The organism is Micromonospora rubida, from assembly GCF_009908295.1.
In the GTDB taxonomy this organism is placed as follows: Bacteria; Actinomycetota; Actinomycetes; order Mycobacteriales; family Micromonosporaceae; genus Micromonospora; species Micromonospora rubida.
Genome location: NZ_JAAALO010000003.1, coordinates 371,623 through 385,327, shown reverse-complemented (window position 1 = coordinate 385,327; position 13,705 = coordinate 371,623). Strand labels below are relative to the sequence as shown.

10 protein-coding genes are annotated in these 13,705 nt (G+C 75.3%); 1 reads left to right on the top strand and 9 read right to left on the bottom strand.

What is annotated here, in order from left to right:
• Positions 1-3: 3 nt before the first annotated feature.
• The 5 genes from GVV04_RS11345 to nfi all read right to left on the bottom strand — a co-directional run bounded on the left by GVV04_RS11345 (position 4) and on the right by nfi (position 4,849).
• Positions 4-1,200, bottom strand: coding sequence for an SIS domain-containing protein (locus tag GVV04_RS11345; protein WP_161687343.1), 1,197 nt, complete (start codon positions 1,198-1,200; stop codon positions 4-6).
• Positions 1,197-1,382 carry a Trm112 family protein gene (locus GVV04_RS11340; RefSeq protein WP_117665810.1) on the bottom strand — a complete coding sequence of 62 codons (186 nt, stop codon included), beginning with the start codon at positions 1,380-1,382 and terminating at the stop codon, positions 1,197-1,199. Before GVV04_RS11340 ends, GVV04_RS11345 begins: the two co-directional genes overlap by 4 nt.
• A gap of 61 nt (positions 1,383-1,443) precedes the next feature.
• Positions 1,444-2,829 carry a phosphomannomutase/phosphoglucomutase gene (locus GVV04_RS11335; RefSeq protein ID WP_161687342.1) on the bottom strand — a complete coding sequence of 462 codons (1,386 nt, stop codon included), beginning with the start codon at positions 2,827-2,829 and terminating at the stop codon, positions 1,444-1,446.
• A gap of 69 nt (positions 2,830-2,898) precedes the next feature.
• Positions 2,899-4,017, bottom strand: coding sequence for a hypothetical protein (locus GVV04_RS11330; RefSeq protein WP_201753295.1), 1,119 nt, complete (start codon positions 4,015-4,017; stop codon positions 2,899-2,901).
• Positions 4,018-4,180: 163 nt separating this feature from the next.
• Complete coding sequence (gene nfi, locus GVV04_RS11325; RefSeq protein WP_328822315.1) at positions 4,181-4,849, bottom strand: deoxyribonuclease V; 669 nt, start codon at positions 4,847-4,849, stop codon at positions 4,181-4,183.
• A gap of 248 nt (positions 4,850-5,097) precedes the next feature.
• Here nfi and GVV04_RS11320 point away from each other — a divergent pair, with 248 nt between their 5' ends.
• Positions 5,098-5,646 (top strand): hypothetical protein, encoded by a 549-nt coding sequence (locus GVV04_RS11320; RefSeq protein ID WP_161687340.1) that lies wholly within the window; start codon positions 5,098-5,100, stop codon positions 5,644-5,646.
• 77 nt (positions 5,647-5,723) lie between these two features.
• Here the strand turns inward: GVV04_RS11320 and GVV04_RS11315 are convergent, their stop codons facing one another.
• The 4 genes from GVV04_RS11315 to GVV04_RS11300 form a co-directional block, all read right to left on the bottom strand.
• A complete protein-coding gene (locus GVV04_RS11315; RefSeq protein ID WP_161687338.1) occupies positions 5,724-6,449 on the bottom strand; it encodes a Clp protease N-terminal domain-containing protein in 726 nt (241 codons plus the stop codon).
• 125 nt (positions 6,450-6,574) lie between these two features.
• Positions 6,575-7,870 carry an ATP-grasp domain-containing protein gene (locus GVV04_RS11310; RefSeq protein ID WP_161687336.1) on the bottom strand — a complete coding sequence of 432 codons (1,296 nt, stop codon included), beginning with the start codon at positions 7,868-7,870 and terminating at the stop codon, positions 6,575-6,577.
• Positions 7,863-12,731 (bottom strand): non-ribosomal peptide synthetase, encoded by a 4,869-nt coding sequence (locus tag GVV04_RS11305; RefSeq protein WP_161687334.1) that lies wholly within the window; start codon positions 12,729-12,731, stop codon positions 7,863-7,865. The genes GVV04_RS11310 and GVV04_RS11305 overlap by 8 nt, the downstream gene beginning before the upstream one ends.
• Positions 12,732-12,736: 5 nt before the next feature.
• Positions 12,737-13,684 (bottom strand): quinone oxidoreductase family protein, encoded by a 948-nt coding sequence (locus tag GVV04_RS11300; RefSeq protein ID WP_161687332.1) that lies wholly within the window; start codon positions 13,682-13,684, stop codon positions 12,737-12,739.
• Positions 13,685-13,705: the final 21 nt, after the last annotated feature.

Below are 13,705 nucleotides of genomic sequence, written 5' to 3'. Positions count from 1 at the left end.
TGCTCACTGGTTTGCCAGCTCCTTCATTTCTGTGATGGCCGGAACCGCCATCGGGTCCAGTCCGTGTGCCAGGGCCAGGTAGACGGCGGCGAAGTCCGGCACCGCCACCAGCGAGGCGAGCCGCTCCAACGCGGAGCCGCCCTCGGCGGTCACCACGTCGCAGCGCACCCCGCGCCGCTCGGCGAGGGTCTGCACGGCGTCGGCCCGACGCTCCTCGACCGCCAACGGCTCGTCGGCGTCGTCCTCGGCGTTGAGGCCGCCGTCGCGCAGCAGCACCAGCCGCAGCCGGGTGCCCTCCGCCTCGGTCTCCTCCTGGTCGGCGAAGATGTCCCGCATTCCCTCGGCAAGGCCACCGAACACGCCGTCGAGCAGGCCGACCCGCCCCCGGCCGGCCTCGCCGAGCGCCCCGCTGACCACGGGGTAGCGGGCGTTGGCCGACAGGGTGTCGCCGAACCGGCGGGCCGCCACGGTGGCCAACGGCGACGAGCCCCAGACGATGGGGATGGAGCCGGCCAGCCCGAGGGCCAGCGACTTCGCGGGGTTGACGAACGACTCGGCCGTCGAACGGCACCGGTCGGCGTCCGCGTCGAGCCGCGCCGCCGTCTCGGCAAGATCCGCCTCGTTGACCTTCACGAGCCCGAGCGTACGGGCGGCGAGCAGAACCGGCACGGTGAGCGCCCACAGGCTGGCCCGGGCCGGGGCGCGGCGGGGCACCGGGATGAACGGGGCGCGGGCCCGCTCGGCCACCGCCTGCAACTGCGAGTCGGGGGCGCCGACGGCGACCAGCCGGGCGCCCCGGCGGTGCGCGGCCTCGGCGGCGCCGAGCGCCTCGGGGCTGCGGCCGGAGGCGCTGACCGCGATCACCACGTCGGCGGCGCCCACCCAACCGGGCACGCCGGCGCTGCGGTGCGGGATGACCGGGACCGGGCAGCGCGGCCCGGCGACCGTGGCCAGCACGTCCCCGGTGCGCCCGGCCGTGCCGATGCCGGCGATGACGACCGCCCGGGGACGGCCGTCGTCGGCGAGCGCGGTGAGGTTCGTCTCGGCGGTCAGGGCGGCGGACTCCCGGACCTGCGCCCCGGCGGAGGCGGTGAACCGGAGCATGCCGCCCGGGTCGTGCTCCGCGAGGGCGGCCGGGTCGTCCAGCAGGGCCTCGTCGGCGTTCCGGCGACCGCTGACTCCGGCCGTTCCCTCCATCACGGCTGCTGCGCGGGTCCGCCGCGCGCCTCGTCGAGGAGCAACACCGGCACGTCGTCGCGCACCTCGAAGATCCGACCGCACTCGGTGCAGGTCAGCGTCTGCGCCCCGGCGTCGTAGTCCAGCGGGGCGTGGTGTGTGTCCGGACAGGCGAGGATCTCGAGCAACTGCGGGTCCAGGGCCATGGTGCGGCTCCTTCCACGGTGCGGGGACGGCGGTCGACGGTGCCGACCGGCGCAGGCGATCTTATCGGCGAACCCGGTCGAGCACCTCGTCGCGGAGCGAGATCATCCGCTCCTCGGTCGGCGCCTCGACGTTCAGCCGCAACAGCGGCTCGGTGTTGCTGGCACGCAGGTTGAACCAGGCGCCGTCGGCGAAGCTCAGGGTGAGCCCGTCCAGCTCGTCGGCGGTCGCCTCCGGGTACGCGGCGCGCACCTCGGCCACCCTCGCCGCCTGGTCGGCCACCGTCGAGTTGATCTCACCGGACGCGACGTACCGCTCGTACTCCCGGGCCAGCTCGGAGAGCGGCAGGTCCTGCCCGCCGAGCGCGGCGAGGGCGTGCATCGCGGCCAGCATGCCGGTGTCGGCGAACCAGAAGTCCCGGAAGTAGTAGTGGGCGGAGTGCTCCCCACCGAAGACGGCGTTGGTGCGGGCCATCTCGGCCTTGATGAAGGAGTGCCCGACCCGGGCCACCACCGGCTTGCCGCCGTGCTCGGCGATGATCTCCGGCACCGCCCGGGAGGTGATCGGGTTGTGGATCACGGTGGAACCGGGATGCCGGGCCAGCTCGCGGGCCGCCACCAGGGCGGTGATCGCCGACGGGGAGACCGGCTCGCCGCGCTCGTCGACGACGAAGCAGCGGTCGGCGTCGCCGTCGAAGGCCAGCCCCAGGTCGGCGCCGTGCTCGCGGACGGCCCGCTGGAGGTCGACCAGGTTCGCCGGGTCCAGCGGGTTGGCCTCGTGGTTGGGGAACGTGCCGTCCAGCTCGAAGTAGAGCGGCACGATCTCCAGCGGCAGCGCCGGCAGCACGGCATCGCCGAGCACGCTGGGCACCGTCCAGCCGCCCATCCCGTTGCCGGCGTCGACCACGACCTTCAGCGGCCGGATGCCGGAGAGGTCGACCAGCCCGCGCAGGTGGGCGGCGTACTCCGGGCGCAGATCGCGCCGCTCGGTCGGCCGGGTCGGCGCCCCGGCCGGGGGCGCGGCGCCGGAGTCGAGCAGCGCCTGCGCCCGGTCCCGGATGTCGGTCAGGCCGCTGTCCTGCCCGATCGGGCGGGCGGCCGAGCGGCACAACTTGATGCCGTTGTACTTGGCCGGGTTGTGACTGGCCGTGAACATGGCACCGGGCAGGCCGAGGATGCCGGAGGCGTAGTAGAGCATGTCGGTGGACGCGAGCCCCAGCTCGATCACCGACCGCCCCTGCGCCCGGACGCCGGCGGCGAACGCCTCGGCCAGGGCCGGGCCGCTGGCCCGCATGTCGTGCGCGATCACCACCGCGTCGCCGGGCTCGTCGGCGGCGGCGAGCACCTGACCGAAGGCGACGCCGAGCGCCTCGGCCGCCCGCTCGTCCCACTCGTCCGGCACCGTGCCCCGGACGTCGTACGCCTTCACGATCCGGGACAGATCAGACACAGGTTCCGCTCCTTGGCCGCAGGTCCTCAACGCACCTGAGCGTATCGGAGCGCCCCTGCCTCCCCCGCCTCAGCCGGGGAGCCGGGGCATGATCGTCGTCGCGTCGCCCCCGCCGGCCGGCGCGGGCGGCTCACCCCGCCCCGGGGTCCCACCCGGTCCGGGCGTGCCACCCGGTCCCTGCGCCTCGGGCTGGCCGGGCTGCCGGGGCGGGGCGCCACCGGCCGGGTACGCCGTACCACCGCCGTAGACCCCGCCGCCGCTGGCCGGCGGGCCGGGGCGGGCGCCGTACACCCCGCCGGACGAGGGCACGGCCGGTCGGCCGTACACCCCGCTGGCGGGCGGCGCGGGCGGGGTCGCCGCCCCGCCTCCGGAGCGGTACGTGGTACCGCCCGGGTTACGCGGCACCGGCACCGGCGGGTACGCACCCCGGTCGTCGGCCGGCTCCTTGTCGGCCCGGGACCGGCGCACCAGCAGCACGATCAGGCCGATGCCCACCACGACCAGGCCGATGCCGACGAGCATGAACACCGACAGACCGCCGGAGTCCTCCTCGACGGCGACCGGGGTGGCCGAGCCGGCCCGGGCGACGGCCGCGGCCAGGGTCGGGCCGTCGACGTCCACCGCCTCGGTCGGCGCGACGGTCGGGCGTGGCGACGGCGTACGCGTGGGGGTGGGTGACGGGCCCGGCTTCTTCTCCCCGGCCACCCGGGCCGCCGTGGCGTCCCGGCCGAGGGCACGGCCGAGGGCGTTGGTCGCCGTACCGGCCAGCTCCAGCCGGCCGCCCGACGTGCCCGCCCGGAACGTCACCCGGTAACGCACCGTGACGCTCTTGCCCTTGCACAGCGTGGGATTCGTCGGCGTGACCTGGCTCGCGGTGACCCCGCCCCCGCCGCCGGAGACCGACACCGGCCACCACCGGCCGGCCATGGCCACCTGGACGGTGACCTGGTCCGCGGCGAGGCCGTCGAGCCGCAGCCCCAGCCCGGTGCGGACGAGCACGCAGCCCTCGGTGCGCTTGCGCACCTCGACGTTGACCGCCCCCGGCGAGCCACCCGGCCGGAAGCTGTTGGTCGAGCGCACCCGCACCGAGTCGCCGTCGGCCAGGGCCGGCGCCGCCGCGACGGCCACGAGGCCGCCCAGCATCACGCAGACTGCCGTGAACCGCGTCGCCTGCCGACGTACCGCCATGCTCACCTCGCCGTTCCTCCCCGGGTGGGGACCGCTGGTCAGGTTACTACCGGGTGCGAGACCTGATGGTTCGTCGAGCGCCCCGCATGTGCTCCGCGTTACGGAAACCGCCCCACCCCCGCCGCCGCAGGGGCGGGCACCACGGGGGCGGGCGGCGGGTCCGTCAGGAGGCGGCGGCCAGCGCCTCGCGGCAGAGCTGGTCGGCGGTGCGGGTGGTCTCCGGCAGCCGGTACCTCGGCGTCAGCGCGAGCACCCGGGCGCAGGCGTTGTCCAGGCTCATCCGGTGTCCGACGCTGACGAAGACCGGCTTCACCCCGTCCCGGGTACGCAGCACCCGGCCGACCACCTCCCCGCCGTCGCGCAGCGGCGACCAGGCGCCGCGCCGGACGGCCGGCGGCTCCCACTCGCCGACCAGCGGCGTCTTGCCCACCCCGATCGCGGGCAGCCCGGTGGCCACGCCCAGGTGGCAGGCGAGCCCGAACCGGCGCGGGTGGGCCAGCCCGTGCCCGTCGCAGACCAGCAGCTCGGGGCGGACGGTCAGCTTCTCCAGCGCGTCCAGCAGCGCGGGCAGCTCCCGGAAGGCGAACAGCCCCGGGATGTAGGGGAACGCGGGCCGCCCCACGCCGACCGCCCGGTCCACCACGGCCAACGTCCCGGCGTCCAGCACGGTGACGGCCGCCGCGAGCCGGTCGCCGCTCTCGGCGTACGCGACGTCCAGGCCGGCCACCGTCGCGGGCGCGGCGGGACCCGGCCCGACCAGGTCGGCGAGGGGTCGCAACCGGTCCTGTACGGCGAGCGCCTCGGCCTCGGTGCGCGGCCCGGGGCCGGTCACCTCTCCCCTTCGGTCTCCGACCCGGACCGTTGCGTCGCCTGCTTCGACCCGGCCGCCAGCGGGTCCGGGTGGCCGTTGGGTCGTCGACGGGTCAGCCATCGGGTGAGCATGGCCCGCCGTCCCGGCGGGCGCAACGGATCAACGTCGGCGGCGACACACCCGGCCGGGTCCAGCCGGGGTTTTCGCACACCTGTCGGGTAACTTCTTCTGGTCCGAAATTCCGGTCATCGACAGGAGAAGCTCAGCGCATGGGCAAGAAGACGATCCACGTCTCCGACTTCAGCGGCACCGTTCTGCGGCCGGGCGACGAGGTGGTCCGCGTCGTGGTGCTGGAGCACCCCGACCTGGTCGCCGGCCCCGTGCAGCTGGACGCCACCTCGGCCGAGGTGGAGAGCATCGACGACGCCACGCTGGACGTCGCGGTGGTGGAGATCCACGACCAGCACGGCGGCGGCGAGCCCCGCCGGGTGGTGCTGACCGCCAGCGAGTTCGACGCGATGGCCACCGACGTGCCGATGGCCCAGCTGCTCAAGACCGCCGAGCGGGTCCGCCCGCCGAAGGCGCGCAAGGGCGCCGAGAAGCCGGACTACGGCACCATCGAGCATGCCGGCAAGCCGCACCGGGGCCGGGTCACCGAGGAGGAGGCCCGGCTGGTCCGCGAGCAGCTCGACGAGGTCAACAAGCGGCTCGCCGACGCCGGCGCCCGGCAGGTCGACCCGGCCGACCCCGAGCACGCGCTCCGGTACGGCTTCCCCGCCGCCGAAGCCAGCTCTCCGGTGCCGCCCACGGCCTCCTGACGCCCCCGTCGCCGCCCGGCGGTCGCCGGGCGGCGGCGCGAAGGCCCCCGCCCACCCGAAGGGCGTGGGAGCCCCTCCTACTCCTGTGCGGCGGCGAGAGCCTCGGCGACGGTGGCCTCCGTGGCGGCCTTCTCCACGCCGAGCCCGGTGAGCACGCCGGCACCGTTCTCCACCTCCAGCAGGCCGAGCAGGACGTGCTCGGTGCCGACGTGTCGGTGACCGAGCCGCAGCGCCTCCCGCATGGTGAGTTCGAGCGCCTTCTTCGCCCCGGGGTCGAACGGGATCAGGGCGGGCAGCGTGTCGGTCGGCGCCGGCAGGGCCGCGGTCGCGGCCTCCCGCAACCGCTCCAGCGGTACGCCCTGGGCGACGACCGCCCGCGCGGCGAGGCCGTCGGGCTCGCCGAGCAGCCCGAGCACCAGGTGCTCGGGGCGGATCTCGGCGTTGCCGGCGGCGCGGGCCGCCTCCTGGGCCGCGATCACGACGTTGCGGGCGCGCGGGGTGAAGTTGTCGAACCCGCGGTTGGGGTCGAGGGTCGACGGCTCGGTGGACGCCTTCGGCACGAACCTCTTCTGCGCCGCCTGCTTGCTCACCCCCATGCTGCGGCCGATCTCCGTCCAGGACGCGCCGGAGCGGCGGGCCTGGTCGACGAAGTGGCCGATCAGGTGGTCGGCGAGGTCGCCGAGGTGGTCGGCCACCACGACCGCCCCGGAGAGCTGGTCGAGGGTGTCGGTGTGGGCCTTCTTGATCCCCGCGATGAGGTCGTCGAGGCGGATCGAGCTGGACATCTGGGCAGGATTCGTCATGCGTCAACCATAGGTTGACGCAGCCGGATCGTCAACCCCGGGTTGACGATCCGGCTGCGTCGTCAGCGACCCCGCGCCTGCCCGGTCGGCCTGACGACCACCTCGCCTGCGGCCGGCTCCGGCGCTCATGCCGCACTCCCGCTGCGGCCGTCCTCGACCCCGAAGGGGACGGTGCTGACATCGAGGACGGCGAGGGCGTCCTCGCCGGCCCGCCGGACCTCGGCGACGGTCCGGCCGATCATGACCGTCCGGGCGGCCACGCTCGGCAGAGAAACCAGCTCCCCCACCCGGTCTCCCTCGGCGACGAAAACGTCCAGGGCCAGGACACCATCCCGCGCCCGGGCGGCCTCGGCGCCGGTGACCGCCGTCACCAGCCCCGGCCGGACGTGCTTGGTCAGCAGCATCGAGGCCAGGCGCGGCCGGGCCGGCGGGGCCACGTCCAGCGGCTCGCCGGACATCACCGCCAGGTACGCCGCGACGATGTCGTAGGAGTACGAGTATCCGATCATCAGCATGATCGGGCCACCGGCGAGGCGTCCCGCGCACTCCACCAGCCGGACCACGCCGTCCTCCAGGATCCACTCGCTGTGGATGAATCCCGTGTCGAAGTCGACTGCGGCGACCAGCCGCTCCGCTGCGGCGACCAGCTGGGCGTACTGCGCCGGCGGCAGGTCCGGGTCGATGGTCTCGGTCACCGGCACCGGATGCGCACCCGGGGCGACATCGGTGGCCGTGACGTTGCGGAAGAGCACCTCTCCCCCGCGGACCAGCAGGTTCACGTTGTACTGCCGCCCGACCATGCGCCGCTCGGCCAGGTACGACTCCACCGCCGAGAAACGCGTGCTGCTGTGCGCCGGCGGGGCGACCATCCGCTCCCATCCCGCCGGAACCTCGGCGGCGTCCCGGACGATCTGCACCCCGGACGAGCCCGCCCGCGCGGTCGGCTTGAGCACCAGCCCGCCGGGAACCCGCTCGGCGAAGGCCACCGCGTCGGCGGGCGAGCGGATGAGCCGCCACTGCGGGCCGGCGACGCCACCAGCCTCCGCCACCTGGCGTAGCAGGAACTTGTCGCCGAGGGCCTCCGCCGACGCCGGTCCGGCGCCGGGCAGACCGAGGCGCTGGGACAACCGCGCCGCGAACACCACCCCCGCGTCGTCGACCGGGACGACCGCCCGGATCCGCAGATCCGGATGCCAGACGTGGAACAGGTCGGCTGCCATCGGGCGGCGGAAGTCCAGTTCGTACAGGTCGCACTCGGGCCAGTGGGCGGCCAGGTGGGCGCGGGCCCCCCGGGCGTACGCCACGGCCGGCTCCTCAATGATGATCACCCGCAGGTCGCCGACGGTGCGGCGCAGCATCGGCAGCCAACCCTGCACGTACCCGACGAGGACCAGGGCCCGCCGATCGTCCGGACTACTCACCGTGGACACTCCCTATCGATGGCTGGGTCGCGACCCGGTCGACGGCCGCCGCCAGCGATCGGACGGTCGGATTCTGGAAGAGCGTGGCCAAGCCGACGGGAGCACCCAGGGCACGGCTGAGCCGGGCCTCCACCTCGATCAGCCTGAGCGACGAACCACCGGCATCGAAGAAGTTGACATCCGGTCCGAGGGTGTCGCGGCCCAGGGCTGCGGCGCAGACCCGCTCGACCAGCGACACCATGGGCCCGTCGGCACGTGCGGCGGCCGTGGTGGCGATCGCACGCAGCGCGTCGATGTCCGGCTTGCCGTTCGGGGTGAGCGGCATGGCCGCCAGAATCCGCAGGTCACCGGGGTGCATGGTGGCCGGCAGCAGGTCGGCGAGGTGCCGGCGCAAGCCGTCCCCGGTCAGCTCCGGCGGCCCGGCCACGTACGCGGTCACCCCGTCGGGCCCGTCGGCGAGGACACAGTCGGTCACGTCGGGGTGCTCCCGCAGCACCGCCTCGATCTCGTCCAGCTCCACCCGGGTGCCGTTGAGGCTGACCTGCCGGTCGGCCCGGCCCCGGAACTCGATGGTGCCGTCCGGCCGGGCCATCCCGAGGTCCCCGGTCCGGTACACCCGCACGCCCTTCTCGCCAGCCGGGTCCGGCCCGAACCGGTGGGCCGTGCCGGTCGGATCCCCCGGGTACCCGAGGGCCAGGTACGGGCTGCGGACCCGGATCTCGCCCACCGCGTTGACCGGCACAGGGCGCCCGTCGTCGTCGGTGAGCAGGATCTCGGCGGTGGGCGAGGCCGGGCCGACCAGCGGCCGGTTGTCCGTGGTCTCCCGGGATCGGGGACGGCCGTGGTCGATCGTGGCGGCCACCTGGGGGGTCTCGGTGGCACCGTAGTGCGACACCACCCGCGCCCCGGGACAGAGCCGGGCGATACCAGCGACGTCCCGAGCGTCCACCGCGCCGCCGCCGAAGGCGACCAGCCGGACGTCGACCAGCCGGACGCCGGCCGCCTGACCGGCCGCGACGAGCAGCCGCCCCAGGGCGGGGCTCAGGTGCAGAACGGTGATCCGCCCGGCGGCGAGCCAGCCGACCAGCGCGGTCGGCGACGCCGCCTCCGAGGCTGCCGGCAGGTGCACCGGCGCGCCCACCGCCACCGCGACCAGCACCTCACGGAGCAGGGGGTCGTGGCCGACCCCGGCGAGCGCGGAGAACCGATCCTCCCCCGTGAGCCGGTACGCGGCCGGGTACCACTGGAGCAGGGCCGCCAGCGGGGCCGCCGAGGCGGCCACCGGCCGGGGGTGACCGGTGCTGCCGGAGGTGAACGCGAGGTAGGCCGTCCCGGCAGGCAGCGATCCCGGACCGGACATCGGCGCCGCCCCGGCCCGGGCCGCCGGGGCGCCGGTGGCCTCGTCCGGGCGCACGACCGGGCGGTCACCGGTGGCATCGACCACGACCGGGTCGCCGGCGGCGGCCAGCATCCGCTCTCGGCGGATCGGCGGCAGGCCGGCGTCGACCAGCAGAAACGTCCTGGCCCCGGCCAGTGCGGCGACCAGGGCCGCGACCAACGCCGGACGCCGGCCGCCGAGCACCGCCACCGCACGCCGTCGCCCGGGGTCGACGCGGTCCAGCGCCGTCCCGAGGTCGACGACGGCCGTGGCGAGCCGGTCGCCGGTCACCGTCTCGTCACCGGCCAGGACCGCCGGGCGGTTCCCGGTGCGCCGCAGCGCGGCCAGGAGGGTGCGCCCGAGTTCCGCCGCGGACGAGGTGACCGGCGGGTACGCCAGCCAGGGCGACCGTACCGTGCTCGGGTCGGCCCGTCCGACGTCGCCGAGCAGGCGGGCGGCGTCGCGAGGAAGGTCGGCGAGCACCCGGACGCAGTCCTCGGCCAGTGCCTCGATCTGGTCGTGGTCGAACAGGTCCAGGTCGTAGACCAGCTCCAGCCCGAGACCGTCGCGGTCGTCGGCGAAGTACGCCGAGATGTCGAACAACGCTCCCGGCATCGGCGGGGTGAGCACCTCGACCCGGGTCCCCGGGCCGAGGTGCAGCGGCGTCGCCGGATACGACAGCAGGTTGCACCAGATCTGGAAGATCGGGTTGGCGGCGGCGATCCGGGGCGGGGCAAGTTCCCGAACCAGCTCGTCGAAGGGCACCCGCCGGTGGGCCAGGGCCGCGCCGACCTCGTCGGCCACCATGCGCAGGTTGTCCCGCACCGACCGGTTCCGGTCCACGGCCAGGCGCAGGACCAGCGAGTTGTTGAAGAAGCCCACCGAGTCGGCCAGGTCCGCGTCGTCCCGGTCCGCGACCGGGGTGCCGATGACCAGGTCGTCCTGCCCGGTGTACCGGTTGAGCACCGTCGCCAGGCCCAGGGCGAGCAGGGGAAACAGCGGCACCCGATGACGTACCGCGAGGTCGCGCAGCTCTCCGGCCACCTGTTCGGGGAGTCGGTGGGCCACCCGCCCGGCCCGGAACCGGGGGGTGACCGGGCGGCGGCGGGCGAACGGCAGCCGGACCGGCCCGGGCAGGTCGGCCAGCCGCTTCCGCCACCAGGCGAGTTCCGGCTCGACCACGGCCCGGTGCTCCGGGGAACGACCGGCGGCGGCGACCGCGGGGAACTGCACCGGCTCGGGAAGGTTCTCGCCCCGGTACGCCCGGCCGATGTCGCGCTGGACCACCTCGATGGACCAGCCGTCGACCACGATGTGGTGCCCGACGAGGGCCAGGAGGCAGGTGTCCGCCCCGGTGACCAGCACCTCCGCCCGGAACAGGGGGCCGGTGTCCAGCCGGAACGGGCGGCGCACCACCTCGGCCGCCCAGTCCTCGACGGTGCCGGTGGGGTCGGCCACCACCACAAGGCCGCCGGCCTCCGGCGGGTCCGCGACCAGTTGGACCGGCCGGGCGGCGACCATGCCGACCCGGGTACGCAGGGCCGCGTGCCGCCCCAGCACGGTGGCGACCGCGCGGTCGAGACGATCCAGGTCGACCGGACCGTGCAGGCGCAGCAGCGCCGGGACGTGGTAGGCGGAGCAGTGCGGGTACATCTGGTGGAGCAGGAACAGCCCCTCCTGCTGGGGGGCCAGCGGGGCGCTGCGCCGGGCCCCGGTGACCGCGCGGGCGGGTCGCGGCGGCGCGACGGCGGCGGGCCGGACGTCCAGGACGGCGGCGAACCCGCCGACGGTGGATTCGGCCAGCACGTCCGCGACGGTGACGGCCCGTCCGGTCTCCCGGGCCGCTCGCCCGGCGACGACCATCGCGGACAGGGAGTGCCCGCCGTGCGCGGCGAACTCGCTGTCCGCGTTGAGGTCGCGGGCCCCGAAGACCTCCGTCCAGAGCCGGGCGACGTAGCGTTCCCGGTCGGTCATCGGCGGCGCGGCGGATCCGGCGGGGGCGGGGTCGACCGGGGTCGCGCGGAGCAGGGCGGCCACGGCCGCCCGGTCGGCCTTGCCGCTGGCGTTGCGGGGCAGCGCCGCCAGGACCACCAGGTCGGCGGGTACGGCGGCGGCCGGCAGGACGTCGGCCAGGTCGGCACGCCAGGCGCCGGGGTCGGGCCGCCCGGTGACCACCGCCACGACAGCGCCGTCGCGGACCAGCGCCACCGCGTCGGTCACCCCGGGCAGTCGGCGCAACGCGTGCTCGATGTCGCCCAGCTCGATCCGTACCCCCCGGATCTTCACCTGATGGTCCCGCCGGCCGTGGTACGCCAGGTCCCCGTCGGGCAGCCGCCGCACCAGGTCGCCGGTGCGGTACGCCCGCCCGCCCGGTCCGGCGCCGGCATCCGGCACGAACGCCAGGGCGGTCGCCGCCGGCCGTCCCAGATACCCCCAGGCCACCTGAGGGCCGGCGAGGAGCAGCTCACCCAGCTCCTGCGGCCCCACCTCGCGCAGCGCCGGATCGACCACCCGCGCCCGGACGCCGGGCAGGGGCCGGCCGATCACCGGCAGGTCTGCCGCACCGACCCGGGCCACCACCGTGTCCACGGTGCACTCGGTCGGCCCGTAGACGTTGTACGCCCTCGTCCCGGGCCGGGCGGTCAGTTCCGCCCACAGTCCGTCCCCGATGGCCTCGCCGCCGACCAGGATGCGCAGGTCCCCGGACCGGTCCAGGTGCGGCAGCAGCGCCCGCAGGTGGGTGGGGGTGATGTCGAGGTCGGTGACCCGACGGGCGCGTAGCACCTCGGCGAACGCGGCGGGGTCGAGCCGCTCGGCCTCGCGGAGCAGCACCACGGTGTCCCCACGCAGCAGCCGCGACCACTGCTGGACCGAGGCGTCGAAGGACAGGCCGGCGTTCCACGCCACCACGTCGTGTCCCGGCCCGGCCGCCCCGCACGCGAGGAGCCCGCCCGCCAACGCCAGGACCGCCCCGTGCGGCACCATCGCCCCCTTGGGACGACCGGTGGAACCGGAGGTGAAGACCACGTAGGCCAGGTCGGCGGCGGTGACCTCGGGCAGCCGGGCGAGCGCGGCCGGGTCGGCGGTGACCGCCCCGCGCAGCGCGCCGGCCAGCTCCGGCACCACGACGTCCGGGCCGGTCGGGGTGCCCGGTTCGGTGATCAGCCGGGTGACGCCCGCCTCCGCGAGGACCGCCGCCTGACGCCGGGCCGGATGCGCCGGGTCCACCGGGACGTACGCCGCCCCCGCCCGCAGCACCCCGAACAGGGCCACCACCATGTCGACGGAGCGGTCGAGGCGGATGCCCACCACGTCGCCCCGGCCCACCTCGTACCCGGCCAGGGCGACGGCCACCGCGTCGACCCGGCGGCCGAGTTCGGCGTACGTGACAGCGTCGTCGGCGACGACGAGCGCCGTGCGGTCGGGGTGGGCGGCCACGGCGCGGCACAGGGCGGCGGGGATCCCGGCGGGGACGGCGTCCATCCGGCTCAGCCCGCGAAGTCCAGGCTGACCTTGCCGGTCGTGACCCGCGCCCGCATGTCGGTCACGGCCTGCGCCACGTCCTTGAACGGGTACGACCGGCCCGTCTCCATGTCGAGCTGGCCCTTCTTGATCATGCCGAACAGCCCCACCATGGTCTCCGGGAACACCTCGTGCCGGTCGGAGACCAGGTTGTACGCGGAGAAGCCGGCGATGGTGCGGGTGCCGGCCATCAGCGACTCGGGCCGGATCGGGGTGCCGGGCTCCCCCGAGGCCGCGCCGAAGATCACCATCCGCCCGCACGGGGCCAGCGCGGCGAGGGCCGAGTCGAGCTGCGGACCGCCGTGCATCTCCAGAATGACGTCGACCATGCGGCCCCCGTTCGCCTCGACCAGGGCCGCGCCGATGTCGCCGATGGTGGAGTCCACCGTCTCGTCGGCGCCCAGGGCGGCGGCGTGCGCGCGCTTGTCCGGGGTGGACGCCGCGCCGATCACCCGGCGGGCCCCCCACGCCTTGGCGAGCTGCACGGCGATCGATCCGACGCCGCCGGCGGCGGCCATCACCGCGACGGTGTCCCCACGGGTGATCCGGGCCATGGTCCGCAGGATGTGCCAGGCGGTGAACCCCTGGGTGGCCATCGCGAGGGCGGCCCGGTCGGAGACGAAGTCGGGCACGTCGAGGAACTGTTCGGCGACGAACACCTCCGCCCAGGCCCCCTGCCGGGCCCGGCCCAGCATCCGGCGGCCGTCGGCGGTGGTGCCCACCGCCTCGATCCCCGGGCGGTACGGCAGCGGCGGTTTGAGGGAGTAGGTCCCCTCGACGAGGTGGACGTCGGAGAAGTTGACGCCGGCGCTGCTGACGCGGAGCAGGGTCTGGTTGCCGACGGCGACCGGATCCGGTACGTCGTGGATCTCCAGGCCTCCGGGGCCGTGACCGGTCAACGAGATCGCTTGCAAGGGACTTCTCCTAATCGTTGT

What these genes read in the sequence shown, in the direction of transcription:
- GVV04_RS11330 (WP_201753295.1), bottom strand. Translation starts at nt 4,017, where the DNA reads ATGGCGGTACGTCGGCAGGCGACGCGGTTCACGGCAGTCTGCGTGATG.
- GVV04_RS11305 (WP_161687334.1), bottom strand. Translation starts at nt 12,731, where the DNA reads ATGGACGCCGTCCCCGCCGGGATCCCCGCCGCCCTGTGCCGCGCCGTG.
- GVV04_RS11315 (WP_161687338.1), bottom strand. Translation starts at nt 6,449, where the DNA reads ATGACGAATCCTGCCCAGATGTCCAGCTCGATCCGCCTCGACGACCTC.
- GVV04_RS11320 (WP_161687340.1), top strand. Translation starts at nt 5,098, where the DNA reads ATGGGCAAGAAGACGATCCACGTCTCCGACTTCAGCGGCACCGTTCTG.
- GVV04_RS11340 (WP_117665810.1), bottom strand. Translation starts at nt 1,382, where the DNA reads ATGGCCCTGGACCCGCAGTTGCTCGAGATCCTCGCCTGTCCGGACACA.